Here is an 18,658-nt window from a genome sequence, read left to right as displayed (position 1 = left end):
CCGGCCGACCCAGCCCGGCAAGGCGAGCGGCGCGGCCAAGGGCGCCCAGGCCGGTATGGCCGGCGGCGCCGCCAAGGCCGCCGGAGCAGCAAACGCAGCTCAGGCCGGTGCGGCCGGCGCCGCGGCCAACCGCACCACCTCCACGACCGGCTCCGCCGCCACCGGCCGGACCCCCGGTACCACCGCCACCAACCGCACCACCTCGACCACCGGCTCCGCCGCCACCGGCCGGACCCCCGGTACCACCGCCACCAACCGCACCACGTCCGCCACCGGCTCCGCCCCCACCACCGGCACCCCCAAAGCTGCCCCCGCCGACGAGCCCACCGCCCTTGCAGTCGGCGGCGGAGACGGTGGTGGCGGCAAGGGCAAGAAGCCCAAGCGGCCCAAGCGGACCGGGTGGCGGCGGATCATCCCCACCTGGCGCATGGTGCTCGGCACCTTCGTGATCGGCGTCCTGCTGATCATCGGCCTCTTCTTCCTCGGCTACTCGCTGGTGAACATCCCGCCCGCCAACGCCCTCGCCACCAAGCAGGCCAACGTCTACCTCTACGCCGACGGCTCCCAGATCGCCCGCGACACACGCGACAGCCAGGTCAACCGCGAGAACGTCGGCCTCGCCGAGGTATCCAAGGACGCCCAGCACGCCGTACTGGCCGCCGAGGACCGCGACTTCTACACCGAGTCCGCCGTCGACCCCAAGGCCATGCTCCGCGCCGCCTGGAACACCGCCACCGGCAAGGGCAAGCAGTCCGGCTCCACCATCACCCAGCAGTTCGTCAAGAACTACTACCTGGCCCAGGAACAGACCGTCACCCGCAAGGCCAAGGAATTCTTCATCTCGATCAAGCTCGACCGTAACAAGTCGAAGGACAAGATCTTCGAGGGCTACCTCAACACCAGCTACTTCGGCCGCAGCGCCTACGGCATCCAGGCCGCCGCCCAGGCCTACTACAGCCGTGACGCCGCCGACCTCGACCCGGCCCGCGCCGCCTACCTCGCCGCGCTCGTCAACGCGCCCAGCGAGTACGACGTCATCGCCCACCCCGAGAACAAGGCAGCCGCCGTCGCCCGCTGGAACTACGTCCTGGACGGCATGGTCAAGAAGGGCTGGCTCAGCCAGGCCAAGCGCACCGGCATGAAGTTCCCCATGCCCAAGGAGCAGACACTCTCCACGGGCCTGTCCGGTCAGCGCGGCTATCTCGTGGAGGCGGTCAGGCACTACCTGGTCACCAACAAGATCCTCACCACGGACCAGTTGGAGGCCGGCGGCTACCGCATCACCACCACCATCCAGAAGAACAGGCAGAACGCCTTCGTCAAGGCGGTGAACGACCAGCTGATCTCCAAGCTGGACAAGAAGAACAACAAGGCCGACAGCTACGTCCGCGCGGGCGGCGCCTCCGTCGACCCGAAGACCGGCAAGGTCGTCGCGATGTACGGCGGCATCGACTACGTGAAGCAGTACACCAACGGCGCGACCCGCGGTGACTTCCAGGTCGGCTCGACGTTCAAGCCGTTCGTGTTCACCTCGGCGGTGCAGAACGGCTCGACCACCCAGGACGGCCGCTCCATCACCCCGAACACCCTGTACGACGGCACCAACGAGCGCCCCGTGGAGGGCTGGAGCGGCGGCTCCTACGCCCCGCAGAACGAGGACCAGAAGTCGTACGGCGAGATCAACGTCACCAAGGCGACGGATCTGTCGGTGAACGCCGTCTACGCGCAGATGGCCGTCGACGTCGGCCCGTCCAAGGTCAAGCAGACCGCGATCGACCTCGGCATCCCCTCCGGCACCCCGGACCTCCAGCCGTACCCGTCCATCGCCCTCGGCACCGCCAACGCCAGCGTCCTGGACATGGCGGAGGGCTACGCGACGCTCGCCAACCACGGCAAGCACGGCACGTACACCATGGTCGAAAAGGTCATCAAGGACGGCACGGACGAGATCAACCTGCCCGAGCAGCCGGTCAAGCAGGCCGTCAGCCGGGAGGCCGCCGACACCACCACGTCGATTCTGCAGAGCGTGGTCGACAACGGCACCGCCACCGCCGCGCAGGCCGCGGACCGTCCGGCGGCCGGCAAGACCGGTACCGCCGAGAACGACACCGCCGCCTGGTTCGCGGGCTACACCCCGGACCTCGCCACGGTGGTCTCCGTGATGGGCCAGGACCCGGTGACGGCCAAGCACATGGGGCTGTACGGCGCCCTCGGCCAGCCCCGGATGAACGGTGGCGGCCCGCCGACCGAGATCTGGGCCCAGTACACGCGCAACGCGTTGAAGGGCTCTTCGGCCTCCGACTTCGACCTCCAGCTGGAGCAGGGCGCCGACCAGCCGCAGCCGCCCAGCGCGACCGGCTCGGCCCAGCCGGGCACGACCGGGGCCCAGAACAACGGCGGTACGACCGCCAGCCCGAACACCGGAGGTACGACCGCCAGCCCGACTGCCGGCGGCACCACCAGTACCCCCACCACCGGCGGCGCGACGACCACCGGCGGAGACACCACCGGCGGCGGCACCACGACCGACACCGGCGGCACCACCACCGGCGGGGACACGACGGGCGGTGACACGACCACCGGCGGAGACACCACCGGCGGCGGCACGACAGGCGGTGGAACCACCGGGGGCGGAACCACCGGGGGAGGTACGACCACGGGCGGCGGCACCGACGGGGGCGGTACGACGGGCACGGCCGCCGGCGCCGGAGGCGGCGACCCAGGCGCCTGACGCCCCTTGCTCTGTAGTGGTCATGACAGGTATGAATAAGGCAAGATCACGGTGAGTGCCGCCCGCAACAAAACGGGCGGCACTCCTGTTGTTGACCTGTTCAAAAGGGGGAAATCATGAGGAAGATGATGCAAGCCGTCCTGGCGGGCGGCATAGCAGCCGGCATCGCTCTCACCTCCACTGCCGCATATGCCGACACCACGTACACCGAGTACGCGGCGCCTGGCTGTGGAGCGAAGTCCACCTTCAAGACTTACGGTGACGTCCTGAAGGTTTACGACATCGAGGCGGATGGGCACTCCGCCGTAGGCATCATCGAGAACGGCACCCAGTATTACTACTGGAATCACAGCGGTAACGGCACGGTGAAGACCTGGGATCTCGATCTGCCGGAGAACAGGGCGATTGCACTCGGTGCGATGCTCGGCGATTGGCAGGGCACCCCGACCGGCGGACTGATCTGGCCCTGCCTCAGCACCTCGACCGTCTCGACCTCGTAACTCGCCATCACCTCATCGCGGTACCGCGTTTTGACAGCAGGGGCCTGAGTAATGATCTCAGGCCCCTGCACCTTTCTGTATCCGACCACTGAGGGAGAGGCGCAATGAAGGCAAGGCATCTCGCACGGCTGGGGGGCGTGATCACGATGTCCTTCCTGCTGGCTGCTTGCAATACGGGTGCGAAAAAGGAGAGCCACAGGCGGCTTCCTAAAATGGAGTCGGCTGTCGGTAAAACGCTGAAGCAAGGCATCGACGGCGCAGTCAACGCCAGTCTGGGTGTCTCGCCGGTTGACGCGACAGACCAGCGCCGTTACATCGATGTTGAATCCGCGGACCGCTACACGATTTGTTTCCAGCAGTCAGTTCCCGAGATGCAGGCCGTGAAGTTCTACGTCGTCCAGAGCTCCACTCGGTGCCCGCGCAGCATCGGCGGCAAGGGGGCAACGTCCAGGATTCCCGATGTTGCGGGCAAGCGTGCCGAGGACGCCAAGCGTGAAATTCTGTACTCCGGATACCAGCCCGCGCGCATCCATTTCTACGATGCCACGAACGAAACCCGTGAAGTGAATGCGAGCAAGCTCGCCGGGCTGAGCGTCTGCGATCAGCAACCCGAAAAGGGCGCAGCAGCAGTGCCCACGGGAACGGTGAAACTGTTCGTCGGAACGAAGTGCCGTCAGTGACCCGAGGTCGCCTTCAGCCCCACCACGGCGACCAGGAGCAGACAGACGAAGAAGATCCGGGCGGCGGTGACCGGCTCACCCAGCACCACCATGCCGAGCACCGCCGCACCGGCCGCCCCGATGCCCACCCACACGCCGTAGGCGGTACCGATCGGCAGGGACTTCGCGGCGTACGACAGCAGGACCATGCTGGCGACGATCCCGGCACCGGTGAACACACTGGGCACGAGCCGACTGAACCCGTCGGTGTACTTCATCCCGATCGACCAGCCCACTTCCAGCAGGCCGGCGACGACGAGCAGAACCCAGGCCATGACGAGCACCTCCGAGACTTCATGCGTACGGGGTGCGTCGTCTTTGCCTTTGACCCGGTACGGCGCGTCTCGTCGGGCTCACTTTCGAACATAGCAAACGAACGACAAAGAGGGCCGGTGACAACGGTCACCAGCCCTCTTCGCCATCGATCCGGAGATCGCCGATCAGAGATCGCCGATTTCAGAGATACAGGCCCGTGGAGTCCTCCGACCCCTCGAAACGGTCCGCGGCCACGGCATGCAGATCCCGCTCGCGCATGAGCACGTACGCCACACCCCGCACCTCGACCTCGGCCCGGTCCTCCGGGTCGAACAGGACACGGTCGCCGGGCTCCACCGTCCGCACGTTCTGGCCGACCGCGACGACCTCGGCCCAGGCCAGCCGCCGCCCGACCGCCGCGGTGGCGGGAATCAGAATGCCGCCCCCCGACCGCCGCTCGCCCTCGCCGGTCTCCTGCTTGACCAGAACCCGGTCGTGCAGCATCCGGATGGGGAGCTTGTCGTGATGGGGGGTGCTGTGCACATTTCTGTTGGCGCTCACGCCTCGAACCTACCTGTCTTCGCCCGGCCCGTACGCCCCCGGGTCAGCCCTTACGCCGCCGGCCACCCACCGCGAACAGCCCGACGACACCGACGGCGAGCAGCGCGACCGGCACGACCCGCTCCATCCGCAGCCCGCCCTCCTCGTCGACGAACTGCGCCCGAACCTCACTCACCACCCGGTTGACCTGGACATAGGCCCGCCCGACCGTGTGATCGACATGGGCGGCGACCTTGGCCTTCGCATCCCCGACGATCGTCTTCGGATGCACCCGCACCCCGATCTCGTCCAGCGTCTCGGCCAGCACATCACGGCGGCGCTTGATGTCCGCCTCGATCTGCGCCGGGGTTCTGGTGTCCGACGTGTCCGCCACCGTACGGCCTCCGAAGTCTCCTGATGCTGTTCCGGACAGTTTGTCAGCTCCGGGCCGCACCGCGCGGCAAGGCCCCCCGGTTACGCTGGCCCGATGAGCGAGCGACTCCAGCCGGGGGACGTGGCCCCCGCCTTCACCCTCCCGGATGCCGACGGTAACGAGGTGTCCCTTTCCTCCCACAAGGGCCGCAAGGTCATCGTCTACTTCTACCCGGCTGCCCTGACCCCCGGCTGCACCAAGCAGGCCTGCGACTTCACGGACAACCTCTCCCTCCTGGCCGGCGCCGGCTACGACGTCATCGGCATCTCCCCCGACAAGCCGGAGAAGCTGGCGAAGTTCCGCGAGGCGGAGTCCCTGAAGGTCACCCTCCTCGCCGACCCCGACAAGAAGGTCCTCGACGCTTACGGCGCCTTCGGCGAGAAGAAGAACTACGGCAAGACATACATGGGCGTCATCCGCTCCACGGTGATCGTGGACGAGGAGGGCAAGGTCGAACGGGCCCTGTACAACGTCCGCGCCACGGGCCACGTAGCAAAGATCATCAAGGACCTGGGGATCTGAGGCTCCCTTTCTGCTTCTGCCGTTGGCGGCCCGCACCAGGGTGACCTGGTGCGGGCCGCTTCGCATTTCAGGCGTGACTGTCCGATAACCGGTTCGTTACTCCGTACGGGCGGCGAACGCACGCCCGGAACGGAGGGGGCTCGATGGGGGCCAGTGCGTACACCAAGGAGCGGCTGGAGGAGGCGGCTCGGGGGGCGCGGAATTTGTCGGAGGCGTTGGAGAGGTTGGGGGTGGATCCGGGGAGTTCGGCGCGGCGGTACGTGTTCGAGCGGATGAAGAAGTTGGGTGTGGATGTGTCGCACTTCGAGAGGGAGGGGGTGAAGTGGACGCGGGAGGTCCTTGAGCAGGCGGTGGCCGCTTCGATCAGCTTGAACGAAGTGCTGCGCCGTCTCGGGCTGGAGGTCGTTGGCGGGCATCACACGCACATCGGCCGCAAGATCAAGGCGTATGGCATCGATACCTCGCACTTCACGTCGGTGGTCCGAACCGAGCGCATGAGGTTCAACCAGCGGCGCCGAACGGCAGCGGACATCCTTGTGGAGGACGCGTCGGCGCACGCCCTGCGAATCCCGAGCCAACGGCTCAAGAGGGCGATGAGTGAGGTGGGCGTGGAGGAGCGCTGCGCCCTTTGCGGCATCGAACCGGTCTGGCTTGGCGAGCCGCTCCCGCTGGAGGTCGACCACATCGACGGCAACTGGCGGGACAACCGCATCGAGAATCTGCGGTTCCTCTGCCCTAACTGTCACTCGACGACGGACAGTTATCGGGGGCGTGGCAAGGGGCGTGCTCGGGCTGGCGCCGTATGAGCAGCCGCATGGAGTACTCCCGTGAGCGGTTGACGCAGGCGGCCGAGCAGTGCTCCAGCCTCGACGAGGTCATCGCCTTCTTCGGTGCCCGGCCGTATAGCTACCTCCGCAGTTACCTCGTGAAGCGATTCGCGCACTTCGCGATCAACATTTCTCACTTTCCACCCAGCGGCAGGAAGGCACGGCCCACGCAGGATGAGCTGCGGGCGGCTGTCAGCGAGTCGAACTCCGTTGCAGAAGTGCTTCGGCGCCTGGGTCTTGCCAACAACGGCGCACAACGCGCGAGGGTGCACAAGTGGATCGCCGCCGACGACCTGGTCACTGCCCACTTCTTGGGCCAGGCACATCAGCGAGGGAAGCCGGGTGGGAATGCCAAGCGGCCGGAGGACGTGCTGGTACGGCACGACGGCGGACACCGCATCGCAACGAAACGCCTGCGGCGCGCGCTGTTCGAAGTCGGCGTGCCCGAGCAGTGCACCAGGTGTGGTGTTGGCGCCGAGTGGCTTGGGAAGCCCATGACGCTCGAGATCGACCACATCAACGGGGACTGGCGCGACAACCGCCGGGAGAATCTTCGGCTGCTGTGCCCCAACTGCCACGCGATCACCAGCACCTGGTGCAGGGGAGGCAGAAGGCGGCCAGCGACTCCCGGTACGATGGCAGGCGGCTAGCGGCGGTGGCGCAACGGCGACGCAGCAGACTTAGGATCTGTGGCCCTTGATCGGGCTTGAGGGTTCGAATCCCTTCCGCCGCACATGAACGGCCTGCGAATCGAAGGTGCGACTCGCAGGCCGTTTTTGCGTCCTCAGCCCAGCAACTCCCGCACCACCGGTACCAACGCCCGAAACGCCTCCCCCCGATGGCTGATCGCGTTCTTCTCCTCAGCGCTCAGCTCGGCACAAGTCCGCGTCTCGCCCTCCGGCTGAAGGATCGGGTCGTACCCGAACCCGTTCGTGCCCACCGGCGCATGCCGCAGCACACCCCTCAGCTGCCCCTCGACCACCCGCTCCCTCCCATCCGGCAACGCCAGCGCCGCCGCACAAGCGAAGTGCGCCCCCCGGTGCTGCTCGGCGATGTCGGACAGCTGGGCCAGAAGCAGTTCCAGGTTGGCCTTGTCGTCGCCGTGGCGGCCTGCCCAGCGGGCGGAGAAGATGCCGGGGGCGCCGTTGAGGACGTCGACGCAGAGGCCGGAGTCGTCGGCGACGGCGGGCAGGCCGGTGGCCTGGGCCAGGGCGTGGGCCTTCAGCAGGGCGTTCTCGGCGAAGGTGACGCCGGTTTCCTTGACGTCGGGGACGTCGGGGTAGGCGTCCGCGCCGACGAGTTCGTGGGGGAGTCCGGCCTTGGCGAGGATGGCCCTCAGCTCGGTGATCTTTCCGGCGTTGCGGGTGGCGAGGATCAAGCGGGTCATGGGGGTCAGTATCCCTGGCGCCACCCCTGCCGCCGGAGTGGGCCGGTCAGGCCCCGAGCCCGCGCGACACCACGTAGATCAGCAGCCCCGCCAGTGAGCCCACCACCGTGCCGTTGATGCGGATGAACTGCAGGTCGCGGCCGATGTGCGCCTCGATCTTGCGGGTGGTGTGCTCGGCGTCCCAGCCGGCCACGGTGTCGGTGATCAGGGAGGTGATCTCCTTGCGGTAGGTGGTCACGATGTGCACGGCCGCGCCCTCGACCCAGCTGTCGACCTTGTCCTGCACCTTCGGTTCGCTCGCCATCCGGGTGCCGAGGGAGAGGAGGGCGGCCCGCACCCGCAGCCGCAGCTCGCTGCGCTCGTCCTCGGCCGCCGCGACGATCATGGATCGTACGGCCGTCCAGGCGGACGCGATCAGGTCCTGTACCTCGCCGCGGCCGAGCACCTCGCCCTTGAGGCGTTCCACGCGTGCCCGGGTGTCGGTGTCGGACTGGAGGTCGGAGGCGAAGTCGGTGAGGAAGCGGTCGAGGGCGCCGCGTGCGGGGTGGGAGGGCATGTCGCGCATCTCGGTGACGAAGCGCAGCAGTTCCTTGTAGACGCGTTCGCCGACCTTCTTGTCCACGAATCGTGGGGTCCAGCCGGGTGCGCCGCCCTCCACGGCGACCATCACGTCGTTGCGGTGCAGTATCAGCCAGTCGTGGGCGCGGGTCACCACCAGGTCGACCACGCGTCTGTGCCCGCCGTCCGCGACGATCTTCTCCAGCATCTTGCCGATGCCGGGTGCGATCTCCTGTGCGTTGGCCCGCCGGGTGATCGCTTCTCCGACGACTGCTTGGACGTCGGAGTCGCGCAGCACGGTCAGGGCGCCTCGGAGTGCGGTGGCCAGCTCTGCCGTGACGCGGTCGGCGTGTTCGGGCTCGGCGAGCCAGGTGCCGAGCCGGCTGCCGATGCCGACGGCGCGCAGCCGCTGTCGTACGACGTCCTGGGAGAGGAAGTTCTCGCCGACGAACTCGCCGAGCGAGATGCCGAGCTGGTCCTTCTTGGTCGGGATGATTGCGGTGTGGGGGATGGGCAGGCCGAGCGGGTGCCGGAAGAGTGCGGTGACCGCGAACCAGTCGGCCAGTGCGCCGACCATGCCGGCTTCGGCGGCGGCGGCCACGTATCCGGCCCAGGGGCCCGCGCCCTCGTGCGAGCCCCACTTGGCCAGGACGTAGACGAGGGCCACGAAGAGCAGCAGTCCGGTCGCCGTGAGCTTCATCCGGCGTACCCCGCGCCGGCGCTCCTCGTCGGCCGGGGTGAAGGCGGTCATGGTCCGGTACGACGTCGTCCGGCTCGGTGTTTCGGTCTCCGTACGTTCCATCAGCTCCACCCGTTCAGCTCCACCTGGTCGGTGATCCCGCACACAATTGTCCCTTCCTGACCGACTCCCGGAACGGAACAAGAGTTCCCGGCGTCTGTTCGGACGGGGGTTTGGGCAGGGCCCTGTCAGGTCTCCCGAGTCCATGACGCATCATGGGCTCATCTGATCGGAGCCTCGGGCTCCCATCTCCCGAGGAGAACAACACCAGCATGACCAAGCGTCATGACGGGGGTGCGGGGGTGTCCCCCGCAAGGCACAGTGCCGTCCTGAGTGCGCTCGTCGCGCTGGTCGTGGCTGTGTCCGCCGCCATCTACGTCACGGTGGCGGCCGATGACGGCACCCTCCGCACCAGCGCCGCCGGCGACCGTCCGCACCACGGCTCCTCCGTCGCTCCCGCCTCGACCGGCAGCTGGGTCGGCGCCTGGTCCACGGCGCCGGTGGGCGGCGAGCCGGGCACCGAGACCGGTGGCATGGCGGGCCGCTCCGTGCGCAACATCGTGCACGCGAGCACGGGCGGTACGAGTGCCCGTATCACGCTGTCCAACCTCTACGGCCAGTCCCCGCTGACCATCACGCACGCCTCCCTTGCGCTGTCGACCGGTGACGGCACCGCCGCGGCCGACGCAGAAACGATGCGGCGCCTCAGCTTCAACGGCAGCACCAGCGTCGTCATCCCGGCCGGCGGCCACATACTCAGCGACGCCGTGCACCTCACCATCCCGCACGACACGGACGTCCTGGTCACCACCTACTCGCCCACCCCGTCCGGCCCGGTCACCTACCACCCGCACGCCCGGCAGGTGTCCTACGTCGCCCAGGGCGACCGCACCGAGGACGCGACCGGCACCCCGTACACCGAACAGACCCCGTACTGGCGCTATCTGACGGCCCTCGACGTCCTGAGCAACGAGGCCACCGGCACCGTCGTCGTCTTCGGTGACTCCATCACCGACGGCATCACCTCCACCGTCGGCGCCAACCACCGCTGGCCCGACATCCTCGCCGGCCGCCTGCGCACCGCCGTCGAGAGCGGCGACGCCCTGCCCCGCTACGGCATCGTCAACGAGGGCATCAGCGGCAACCAGGTCCTCGCCGACGGCCTCGGCCGCCCGGCCGAGAACCAGAGCGGCGTCGGCCGCTTCGGCCGCGACGTGCTCTCCCGGACCAACGTCAAGGTCGTCGTCATCGACCTCGGCATCAACGACATCCTGCGCAACCCGAACCTCGCCGACCCGAACCGGATCGCCGACGGTCTGCGCACCCTGGTCCGCCAGGCCCACGCCCGCGGCCTGAAGGTCGTCGGCGCCACCCTCATGCCCTTCAGGGGCCACCGCGGCTGGACCCCGGCCCGGGAGGCGGTGCGCCGGGAGGTCAACGCCCAGATCCGGGCCGGGCGGGTGTACGACGCCGTCGTCGACTTCGACAAGGCCCTCAAGGACCCCTACGACCCCCGCCGCCTGCGCCCCGAGTACGACTCCGGCGACCATCTGCACCCCAGCGACCTGGGCTTCGCCAAGATGGGCGAGGTGTTCGACCTGGGCGCGCTGAAGGGGGCGGGGCAGGCGGAGCTGTAGGGGCTGCCGTCACTGAGCCGAGGGCCGGTTCCGCCCCCGCCGCCGGAGCAGCAGCAGCCCTCCGGCCACGGCGGTGACGCCCGCCGCGGCCGTCCAGCCGACGACGTCGGCGGTGCCGGTCGCGGCGAGGTCCGTGGATTTGCCGGAGGACGGGGACGGGGAGGCCGTCTGCGGACGCGGTCCGGAGCCGGCGGCCGGGGCCGCGGGACTGGGGGAGTCCGAGGCCCGGGACTGGGCGCTGCGGTCGCGGGTGAAGGTCAGCGTCCCGAAGCCGAGCTGGTCGTAGCCGCCGCTGTTGGGGCCGTAGTCGCCGCCGCCGCCCTCGGGCGCGGCCTTGGCGGCGATGCGGGTGAGGTAGGAGGCGGACAGGCTGCGCCGCTTGGTGTAGTGGTTGGCGATCATCGCCCAGATCGGGCGGGGCATGGCCGGGTCGGCGGCCGCGGCGGCGGTGGCCGTCTCGCTGCCGGACCAGCCGCCGATCGCGCCCTTCCTGCGGGTGTTCGCCGTGTACGGCACGGACTCCCCGAGGCTCCACTTGGCCACGTACTGGGCGCCCTTGAGGAAGCGGCTGTCGTCGTAGCCGTAGAGGTCGATGCCCTGGTTCCAGGCCATCTCGCAGATGGTGCCCATGAGGCCCACGCCGAGCAGGGCGTGCCCCTGGTCGCGGCCGGCCTCCAGCCACTCGGCGAGTCCGTCGTCGTGCACGACCGGGATGGCGTGGCGGACCGAGCCGAGGCCGGAGCCCTGCTTGAAGTACGCGACGGCCTGGTCGACCCGGCCGCGGTCGTCGCAGAAGATGCCGGTGGCCAGGACGCAGGCGAGGGCGCACAGGTCCCAGTTGGGCCAGTAGTTGGTGATGACGGCGCCGTTGTGCCGGGTGAGGAAGGACTCGCTGGGCGCGGAGAAGACGTCTGTGAGCAGCTTCTTGGCGGCGGGCAGGTCGAAGTCGGGGTGGTCGCGGACGAGTTCGGCGGCGTTGGCGAACTGGTAGCCGTACAGGCCCGCCGCGAGGAACCGGTCGGCGGAGCCGGCGAGGGAGGTGAGCTTGTGCGACCAGGCGTTGAGGATGGCTACGGCCGTGTCGGCGTACGCCTGCTCCCCGCCGACGTGGTGGCGGAGGGCGTTCTGGTAGGCGGCGTGCAGGTCGTTGTAGAGGATCTGGTAGTTCTGCGGGATGCCCGCGCCCCGGTACACGGTCGTCTGCGGGTTGGCCCGCCAGCTGCTCTGCGCGTGCCGGTTGGCGGTGAGCTTCGCGTACCCGGCGCTCCAGGGCGCGGCGCCCGCCTTCACCTTGGCCGCCATGCGGGCGAGGTCGGTACGGGTGTGCAGCAGGCCGGGGTGCGCGAAGGCGGTGTCGGCGGCGGCCGGTGTCGTACTCGTACCGAGGGCCGTTGCCGTGGTCGCGATGCCCGCGGCCTTGATGAGGCTGCGGCGGCTGAGGGTCTGAGAGGTCACGTGCATGCCCCGGAGACGCACGCGAGCGCCCGCCGATAACAGAAACTCAGGCTCCGGTGGTCGACCCCGGCCGCACGATCATCAGGATCGTCACGGCCGCCCACAGCAGGTTGAACGCCCCGGTGAACATGGCCAGTCGTACGGTCTTCTCGCGCGTACCGCCGCCCTCCACGATCGCGGTCTGGGCGGGCAGCACCAGTGCGGCGAGCACGAGGGCGGCCAGGGCCGTGAGCGCGATGGACACGACCAGCCAGGCGCTGCCGAGCACACCCATGTTGCTCGCGGTGGCGAACCCGAAGGCCGGGACGACGACGCCGACGACGGCGTAGACCTGGCAGATCCGGTGCAGCAGGTGCAGCGTCTGAGCGGCCCGGGCGTCGTCCGGAGCGGCCAGGGCCCGGCGGGCGGCGGGCGGGAACATGCTGGCGGCGACGGTGACGGGCCCGATGGCGACGATCGCGGCGAGGACGTGGACGGCGAGGAGGAACTTGGTCACGGGGGGACGTTAGGCGGTCGGCGGATCTTGGAGAAGTGGCGGGATTGCCAGGCACCGACGGATTCCGGCCAGCGTCATCGGCGCCATAGGCGCCAGGGTGCGGGTGCGCCTCTGGTCGGGGCGGGCGAGTTCCGGGCCTGCCTGGCGGGCTGAGGGGCCGGCCGTCGGGCTGGCGACAATCCGTCGCACTGCTACGTTCTCGCCATGCACACCGTGGCCGTTCTGGCGCTGGACCAGGTCATCCCGTTCGACCTCTCCGTCCCGATCGACACCTTCGGCTGGGCCCGGCTGCCCGACGGCCGCCCCGCCTACCGGGTGCGGGTCTGCTCCCCGGCCGGGGAGGTGAGCGCCGGTGCGGGTGTCTTCGCGGTGCGGGCGCCGTACGGCCTGGAGGTGCTGGCGGAGGCGGACACGATCATCCTGCCGGGCGTCGCCGACCCGACCGTGCCGTTGCCGCCGGGCGTCGCGGAGGCGGTGCGCGCGGCGGCGGCGAACGGTACGCGCATCGCGTCGATCTGCGTGGGCGCGTTCGTCTTCGCAGCCACCGGCCTGCTGGACGGATGGCGGGCGACGACGCACTGGTTCGCGGCCGCGGACCTCGCGGCGATGCATCCGAAGATCACGGTCGACCCGAACGTCCTCTACGTCGACAACGGCCAGTTCCTCACCTCGGCGGGCGCCGCCGCGGCCATGGACATGTGCCTGCACATGATCCGCAAGGACCACGGCTCGGCGGTCGCCGCGCACGCGGCCCGGATGTCCGTGATGCCGCTGGAACGGGAGGGCGGCCAGGCCCAGTTCATCGTCCACGACCTGCCCCCGGTGCCTGCCGGCGCCACCCTGGAGCCCCTCCTGGCCTGGCTGGAGGACCACTGCGACCGCGACCTCACCCTGGACGAGATCGCGGCACAGGCCCGCATGAGCAGCCGCACCCTCAACCGCCGTTTCCGCGAGCAGACCGGTACGACACCGCTGCAGTGGCTGCACCGGGCGCGGGTGCGGCGGGCGCAGTACCTGCTGGAGACGACGCCGTACCCCGTGGAGCGGATCGCCGTACAGGCGGGCTTCGGCTCACCGACGGCCTTCCGGGAACGCTTCCGCCGCGTGGTGGGGACGAGCCCGCAGGCGTATCGGCGGTCGTTCCGGTCGGCGGGGGAGGGGTCGGGCGGGGCGTCGTAGCGTTCTTGCCGGCTCAGCCCCGTCGGTCGGCGACGGCCCAGGAGGCCAGGGCCACGGCGCCCGCGACGCCGAGGACGGACGGCCAGGCGCCGACCTTCTTGGCCAGCGGGTGGGACCCGGCGAACGCGGCGACGTACGCGACGGTCAGCGCACCGGCGGCCTTCCCGCCCGCCTGCCTGCGCCACTGCTGCGCGGCGGTGGCCCCCGCGACGGCCAGGACGGCCCCGCCGAGCTGCCGCTTCTTGGTCCAGCGGGCGACGCCGTATCCGCCGACGAGCCCGGTCGCGGCGACGACCGCGCTGGGAACCCTGGCCATGACTGCCTCCTCGTGTGCCTGAGTCTGTTCTGTTTGCTTCTGCTTGCTGTGCCTTTGTCCGCGCCGAGGCTAACCCGCAGCGTCCCGCTCAGACCCGCTCAAGAGCCCGATGCGGCCCTTGAGGCAGTTCTACGGCAACGAGATCACCGGGCCGCACAACGCCCCCCACCCGCACGACCCCCATGACACCGGCCCTGTACACGACGCGTCCGTCCTCACCCCGCCCCACGACCTCCTTCAGCAGCCCGCGCTGGAAGTTGTCGATCTGGGCACAGGGATTACGCAGCCCGGTCACCTCGACGACGGCCTCGTCCCCGATCCGCAACAGGGTCCCGGTGGGCAGCCCCAGCAGATCGATCCCCCGGGTGGTGATGTTCTCGCCGAGCTCCCCGGCCCCCACCCGAAACCCACTCCCCGCAACGTCCTCGAAGAGCTCCTCATGTATGAGGTGCACCTGCCGCAGGTTGGGCTGAGTCGGATCCTGGGCAACCCGGGACCGATGCTTGACGGTCACCCCGGCATGCACGTCCCCTTCGACCCCGAGCCCGGCGAGCAGAGTGATGCTCTCCCGGTTCGGCTTGGTGAAGGAGTACTCCCCGTTGCTGCTCACAGCAGTGACGTTTCCACTCATACGGCAACCCCCGTTTCCGCGCCCCACTCCAGGATCCGCCGAGAGCCTAACCCGCGGGCCCGATCACCCCCACCATCACCCACGGCCCACCACTCGCACCCCATGCGAAGATCGCGTCGTGAACGACATACGCTTCCGCCTCGCCGACGACGCCGACGTTGCCTCTCTCGTTCACCTGCGGGACGACGCCGCCCGCTGGATGCTGGCGCAGGGCATCACCGGCCAGTGGCAGCCGGGCGAGCTGGACGAGGACCACTTCCGCCGGATCATGCAGAGCGGAGAGGTCTGGCTCGCGGAGGCCGACGGCCACCTGGCCGGGGCCTGGGAGCTGTGGTGGCAGGACGAGGACGCCTGGGGACCGCAGCAGCCGTTCGCCGGATACATCCACCGCCTCATGGTGAACCGCAGCAGTGCCCCGCCCGGAACGGGCCGACTGCTCCTGCGAGCCGCGGAGCGCCGCGTGGCCGCGGCAGGCCGGACGCTGGCACGCCTGGACTGCCTGGCCGACAACGCACGCCTGAACACGTACTACCTGAACGCCGGCTACCAGATCACCGGCCACAAGCCGGCCAAGCCGCAGCCGGGCGGCACACCCAAGTCGTTCACGCTCCTGGAGAAGGCCGTACGGCCTGAGGGCGAGTAGTTTCGACACCTCCGAACCACCGAACCACCGAACCACCGACCTCAGGACCGTCCCCGACCAGACCGGCGGTGAAGCCCTGTGAACGACCGTGACCCGGATCCCGATCAGGACCTGAACGACGACGGCCCGGACCCGGACCTCGACCGAGCCCTGAGGGTCGCGACCGACCTGGCCGCCTGGGCGTCGGAGGCGATCCGCCGCCCGCGTGGCGGCGAGGTACGAGAGAAGGCAAGCCCGGCAGACATCGTCACGCAGACGGACGAGACGATCGAGGCACACGTCCGCTCGGTCCTGCGAGCGGCCTTCCCGACCCACGGCATCGAGGGCGAGGAGTACGGCACCCACGAGCCGGCCACCCCCAACGCCCCCTACTGGGTCGTGGACCCGGTGGACGGCACCACGAACTACGCCCACGGCATCGGCTGGTGCTCCTTCTCCCTGGGCCTGGCGGCCCCCGACGGCACACCTCTGCTCGGCTTGGTGGCAGACCCCTGGCGGGACGAGACCTTTACGGCAATCCGAGGAAGAGGCGCCCATCTGAACGGCACCCCGATCCACGCGGCCACCCACACCACCCTCACCGGCCACGTCTTCCTGACGGAATGGGCAGCCCACGCCCACTGGCCGGGCCTGGACCTGCTCTTGGCGGCTCTGTCGAACCGCCATTGCACGGCAAGGGTGATGGGCTCGACGGCACTCTCCCTGGCCCAGGTAGCGGCAGGCCGAGCCACCGTCGCAGCCATCGGTGAATTCCACGCGGTGGACGGCCTGCCTGCGTACCTGATCGCGAGGGAGGCGGGAGCGGTGGCCCTCCCGCAGCTTCCGGCGTACGACGAGCCGTTGCTGCTGTCGGCGCCAGGGGTGGCGGAGGAGATGGCGGAACTATGGAGCACGATCCAGACAGGCGATGTCTAGGCCCTGTACATAGCCGAGTTGGCGGCACTTCCAACTGAACGAGTGGTTTCTCCGGACTGCTCCTGAATCGGCGTTTTCCTGTCGAACGCCGGGAGAGCTATCGAGCGATTGCCCTCCACATGAAGGAGAACACCATGCGTGGACGTATCACCCTGGCTGCCGCTGCTCTCGCTGTTACCGCTGTCCTCGGATGCACAGGCGCCGCAGCCGCCCATGCCGGGGCCGACGGCATTGCTGCGAACTCTCCCGGAGTCGTGAGCGGCAACGTGATTCAGGTGCCCGTACACGTGCCGGTCAACGTGTGTGGCAGCTCCATCGATATCGTCGGGCTTCTCAACCCCACGTTCGGCAACACCTGCGTCAACGACTAGGAATTGCCTGCTGGTCCGGCACGCGGCACCTCGCCGCGTGCCGGACCGCGTGACCACGGGCGAGGTCCCGCGGGCTCAAGCCCCGCGCAGGAATCCGTCCCCATGAGCGGCGATGTGGGCCTCCAAAGCGGAGAGGGCCTCCTGAGTGGCCTGCCCCGACCCACTGCCACGCTGCTCGGCGTAGTACGCCGCACCGAGCTGCTTCAGCAGATCATTGCCGGCGCGCTGCTGCTGGAGCTCGTCCACCTTCTGCTTGCCCTGGTTCAGGGCACTCTGAGCCTGTTCCTTGGCCCGGTCGAGAAAACCTGTCATGACTGCCTCCGATCGCTTCCCGGCATGACTTCCCATGTCCCCGGTACGCATGCGCATGCGTACGCACTGATGGACTAGTCAGCCCATACGACCGGCCGCACCTCGGAAAGCCGCGCCACTCACAGGTCACCGGGCGCTTCAGAATCGCTCCTGCCTGTCTCACATTTGATAGGCGTGGAACGGAATGGCACTCTCCAGGGCGAGATCCCGCCACGCGAGATACTTGTCGATGTTCGGCTCTCGAATCAACTCACGATTGATCTGTGTGCCGTCGGGCCGGTAGTTGAGGTGGACGACGGTCGTCTCGTCGAACATCCAGAAGTCCTGTTCGGGTAGTCCGGGATTCGGCTGGTCGGTCAGATCAAGGATGCGGTAGTCCTCCCCGACTGCGACATTTCCAGCGATGCCCCACCCGAAAAGAAACCGGCTGTATGGCGTGATCGGCCGACGAACGATCTTGGCGCGGATCATGGTCCGCCCTGCCTCCGTGTTGCTGCGGATGGTCTGATGCCAGCGCTCGTTGAAGCCGTCCGGCATCGGCTCTCCGGCCAAGAAAGAACGGAAGGTCTCAGCCTCATCAGGCAGCGTGTACGTCTGATGTACTTCGAGCCGAAACGCGGAGTGCTTGAATTCGTCGAAGTACGCATTCCACTCGTTGCCGTCCAGGTATACAGGCTCAGGGCCAGCTTCGGGCATGGTCAATCTCCTTCGGTAACTACACGGATAAGGAAGGTGAGTTCAGGCTTCGAACGGTTCAGAAACCTTCAGCGGTTCGAGCAGCTTGCACGTCCCGCGCAGCGGGGACACTGGCACGGGGGCCATTCCGAGGTGACCAGCGGAGCGAGGCCATCGGAGTTGAGCACGGCCAGCTCGGGCCCCCAGGTCTGCCCTGAGTCATGAGAGACCCGTACGGTCATCAAGGGGCGGTCGGCAAAGAGGTTTGCGTTCGTTTCCTCGCTCACAACGTGTGCGCATCTTCTTGATGCCGACGCAGCTCCACGTTTACGTCAGACGCGGAGCTTCGGAGCTGAGCGGCGCGCATAGCCAGAGAAAGAGCCGTTGATGTGCGAGGGCTCATCCCTTCTGGCCCCATTGGCTTGATCCGGCCGGTCAGCAGTACCTTGTGGTTCGCGAAGAGCGCATCGAGTGCGACGCGTCGGCGGATGTGCGCCGTCCACGTCGCGTTCGGATGGTCGCCGGACTTCACCATGCGGGCGCGGCTGGCCTGAGTGAGGATCCATCGGGCCTGCTCTTGTGTGTTGCTGCGACCGCCGAGATCGCTTGCGAGGTGCCACAGCTCCTCGCCCTCGCTGAGTTCACCGGCGATGGTGACGAGTCCGATGTCGCCCAGGCAACGCTGGTCGCTGGACTGGGTGGTGTAGGCGACGGTGAGGCCTTCGAGGAGGAAGACGGTCACGCGGCTGGTTGCGGTCAGTTCCGTGAGGGGCACGGATGTGGGTCCGTTCTGGCGCAGGATGGGCGGGCCAACGCA

General features: G+C 68.7%; 23 protein-coding genes, 1 tRNA gene and 1 riboswitch. Of the genes, 12 read left to right on the top strand and 12 right to left on the bottom strand.

Translation table 11 applies throughout. The annotated features are described in order from the left end of the window. Positions 1–55: 55 nt before the first annotated feature. The 3 genes from AQI88_RS20715 to AQI88_RS20705 all read left to right on the top strand — a co-directional run bounded on the left by AQI88_RS20715 (position 56) and on the right by AQI88_RS20705 (position 3,911). On the top strand, positions 56–2,731 hold the full coding sequence (locus AQI88_RS20715) for a transglycosylase domain-containing protein (protein WP_244184249.1): 2,676 nt from the start codon (positions 56–58) through the stop codon (positions 2,729–2,731). Positions 2,732–2,847: 116 nt separating this feature from the next. After that, complete coding sequence (locus tag AQI88_RS20710; protein WP_067001376.1) at positions 2,848–3,231, top strand: hypothetical protein; 384 nt, start codon at positions 2,848–2,850, stop codon at positions 3,229–3,231. A gap of 104 nt (positions 3,232–3,335) precedes the next feature. After that, entirely contained in the window at positions 3,336–3,911 is a 576-nt protein-coding gene (locus AQI88_RS20705) for a PASTA domain-containing protein (RefSeq protein WP_159050368.1), read from the top strand. Here the strand turns inward: AQI88_RS20705 and sugE are convergent. The 3 genes from sugE to AQI88_RS20690 all read right to left on the bottom strand — a co-directional run bounded on the left by sugE (position 3,905) and on the right by AQI88_RS20690 (position 5,139). Beyond that, on the bottom strand, positions 3,905–4,225 hold the full coding sequence (gene sugE / locus AQI88_RS20700) for a quaternary ammonium compound efflux SMR transporter SugE (protein ID WP_067001751.1): 321 nt from the start codon (positions 4,223–4,225) through the stop codon (positions 3,905–3,907). The two genes, AQI88_RS20705 and sugE, sit on opposite strands and share 7 nt — an antisense overlap. Positions 4,226–4,256: 31 nt before the next feature. Further along, positions 4,257–4,325: riboswitch (guanidine-III (ykkC-III) riboswitch) on the bottom strand. 81 nt (positions 4,326–4,406) lie between these two features. Continuing rightward, positions 4,407–4,766, bottom strand: coding sequence for a GroES family chaperonin (locus AQI88_RS20695; RefSeq protein WP_067001370.1), 360 nt, complete (start codon positions 4,764–4,766; stop codon positions 4,407–4,409). 43 nt (positions 4,767–4,809) lie between these two features. Continuing rightward, complete coding sequence (locus AQI88_RS20690; RefSeq protein WP_067001367.1) at positions 4,810–5,139, bottom strand: DUF3618 domain-containing protein; 330 nt, start codon at positions 5,137–5,139, stop codon at positions 4,810–4,812. Between the two features lie 93 nt (positions 5,140–5,232). Between AQI88_RS20690 and bcp the strand changes: the two genes are divergently transcribed. The 4 genes from bcp to AQI88_RS20670 all read left to right on the top strand — a co-directional run bounded on the left by bcp (position 5,233) and on the right by AQI88_RS20670 (position 7,260). Continuing rightward, on the top strand, positions 5,233–5,700 hold the full coding sequence (gene bcp, locus AQI88_RS20685) for a thioredoxin-dependent thiol peroxidase (RefSeq protein WP_067001364.1): 468 nt from the start codon (positions 5,233–5,235) through the stop codon (positions 5,698–5,700). Positions 5,701–5,843: 143 nt separating this feature from the next. After that, a complete protein-coding gene (locus AQI88_RS20680; protein ID WP_067001361.1) occupies positions 5,844–6,506 on the top strand; it encodes an HNH endonuclease signature motif containing protein in 663 nt (220 codons plus the stop codon). 8 nt (positions 6,507–6,514) lie between these two features. Further along, positions 6,515–7,177, top strand: a complete 663-nt coding sequence (locus AQI88_RS20675) for an HNH endonuclease signature motif containing protein (protein WP_079057694.1) — start codon at positions 6,515–6,517, stop codon at positions 7,175–7,177. After that, positions 7,177–7,260 (top strand) — tRNA-Leu (locus AQI88_RS20670). The genes AQI88_RS20675 and AQI88_RS20670 overlap by 1 nt, the downstream gene beginning before the upstream one ends. A gap of 51 nt (positions 7,261–7,311) precedes the next feature. Here the strand turns inward: AQI88_RS20670 and rdgB are convergent. Further along, a complete protein-coding gene (gene rdgB, locus AQI88_RS20665; RefSeq protein ID WP_067001355.1) occupies positions 7,312–7,914 on the bottom strand; it encodes an RdgB/HAM1 family non-canonical purine NTP pyrophosphatase in 603 nt (200 codons plus the stop codon). 46 nt (positions 7,915–7,960) lie between these two features. Then, positions 7,961–9,274, bottom strand: coding sequence for a DUF445 domain-containing protein (locus tag AQI88_RS20660; protein WP_067001749.1), 1,314 nt, complete (start codon positions 9,272–9,274; stop codon positions 7,961–7,963). Positions 9,275–9,483: 209 nt separating this feature from the next. On the opposite strand from AQI88_RS20660, the gene AQI88_RS20655 reads away from it, so the two are divergent. Further along, positions 9,484–10,848: an SGNH/GDSL hydrolase family protein gene (locus AQI88_RS20655; protein WP_067001352.1), complete on the top strand. Its 1,365-nt coding sequence runs from the start codon at positions 9,484–9,486 to the stop codon at positions 10,846–10,848. Positions 10,849–10,857: 9 nt separating this feature from the next. Here AQI88_RS20655 and AQI88_RS20650 read toward each other — a convergent pair whose 3' ends face one another. After that, complete coding sequence (locus AQI88_RS20650) at positions 10,858–12,309, bottom strand: alginate lyase family protein (RefSeq protein WP_067001745.1); 1,452 nt, start codon at positions 12,307–12,309, stop codon at positions 10,858–10,860. Positions 12,310–12,349: 40 nt separating this feature from the next. Further along, positions 12,350–12,799, bottom strand: a complete 450-nt coding sequence (locus tag AQI88_RS20645) for a hypothetical protein (RefSeq protein ID WP_067001349.1) — start codon at positions 12,797–12,799, stop codon at positions 12,350–12,352. 204 nt (positions 12,800–13,003) lie between these two features. Here AQI88_RS20645 and AQI88_RS20640 point away from each other — a divergent pair, with 204 nt between their 5' ends. Further along, positions 13,004–13,978 carry a GlxA family transcriptional regulator gene (locus AQI88_RS20640; protein WP_067001346.1) on the top strand — a complete coding sequence of 325 codons (975 nt, stop codon included), beginning with the start codon at positions 13,004–13,006 and terminating at the stop codon, positions 13,976–13,978. Between the two features lie 13 nt (positions 13,979–13,991). On the opposite strand, the gene AQI88_RS20635 is transcribed toward AQI88_RS20640, so the two are convergent. Further along, positions 13,992–14,294, bottom strand: a complete 303-nt coding sequence (locus AQI88_RS20635) for a hypothetical protein (RefSeq protein WP_067001338.1) — start codon at positions 14,292–14,294, stop codon at positions 13,992–13,994. An 88-nt stretch (positions 14,295–14,382) separates the two neighbouring features. Continuing rightward, positions 14,383–14,925, bottom strand: a complete 543-nt coding sequence (locus AQI88_RS20630; RefSeq protein WP_067001335.1) for an MOSC domain-containing protein — start codon at positions 14,923–14,925, stop codon at positions 14,383–14,385. A 118-nt stretch (positions 14,926–15,043) separates the two neighbouring features. On the opposite strand from AQI88_RS20630, the gene AQI88_RS20625 reads away from it, so the two are divergent. The 3 genes from AQI88_RS20625 (at position 15,044) to AQI88_RS20615 (ending at position 16,854) form a co-directional block, all read left to right on the top strand. Continuing rightward, positions 15,044–15,568 (top strand): GNAT family N-acetyltransferase, encoded by a 525-nt coding sequence (locus AQI88_RS20625; RefSeq protein WP_067001332.1) that lies wholly within the window; start codon positions 15,044–15,046, stop codon positions 15,566–15,568. Between the two features lie 78 nt (positions 15,569–15,646). Then, positions 15,647–16,483, top strand: a complete 837-nt coding sequence (locus AQI88_RS20620) for an inositol monophosphatase family protein (protein WP_244184239.1) — start codon at positions 15,647–15,649, stop codon at positions 16,481–16,483. A gap of 134 nt (positions 16,484–16,617) precedes the next feature. Further along, a complete protein-coding gene (locus AQI88_RS20615) occupies positions 16,618–16,854 on the top strand; it encodes a chaplin (RefSeq protein WP_067001739.1) in 237 nt (78 codons plus the stop codon). A gap of 75 nt (positions 16,855–16,929) precedes the next feature. Here the strand turns inward: AQI88_RS20615 and AQI88_RS20610 are convergent, their stop codons facing one another. From AQI88_RS20610 to AQI88_RS20600, 3 genes are all read right to left on the bottom strand, one after another. Continuing rightward, complete coding sequence (locus AQI88_RS20610; protein WP_067001329.1) at positions 16,930–17,166, bottom strand: hypothetical protein; 237 nt, start codon at positions 17,164–17,166, stop codon at positions 16,930–16,932. A gap of 159 nt (positions 17,167–17,325) precedes the next feature. Further along, positions 17,326–17,862: a DUF6879 family protein gene (locus AQI88_RS20605; RefSeq protein ID WP_067001325.1), complete on the bottom strand. Its 537-nt coding sequence runs from the start codon at positions 17,860–17,862 to the stop codon at positions 17,326–17,328. A gap of 262 nt (positions 17,863–18,124) precedes the next feature. Further along, positions 18,125–18,583, bottom strand: coding sequence for a hypothetical protein (locus tag AQI88_RS20600; RefSeq protein ID WP_067001314.1), 459 nt, complete (start codon positions 18,581–18,583; stop codon positions 18,125–18,127). Between the last annotated feature and the right edge of the window lie 75 nt (positions 18,584–18,658).

The sequence above is a fragment of the Streptomyces cellostaticus genome (genome assembly GCF_001513965.1).
Taxonomy (GTDB): Bacteria; Actinomycetota; Actinomycetes; order Streptomycetales; family Streptomycetaceae; genus Streptomyces; species Streptomyces cellostaticus.
Note: the sequence above shows the minus strand (reverse complement) of the source record. Positions and strands in the feature narration are given on the sequence as shown.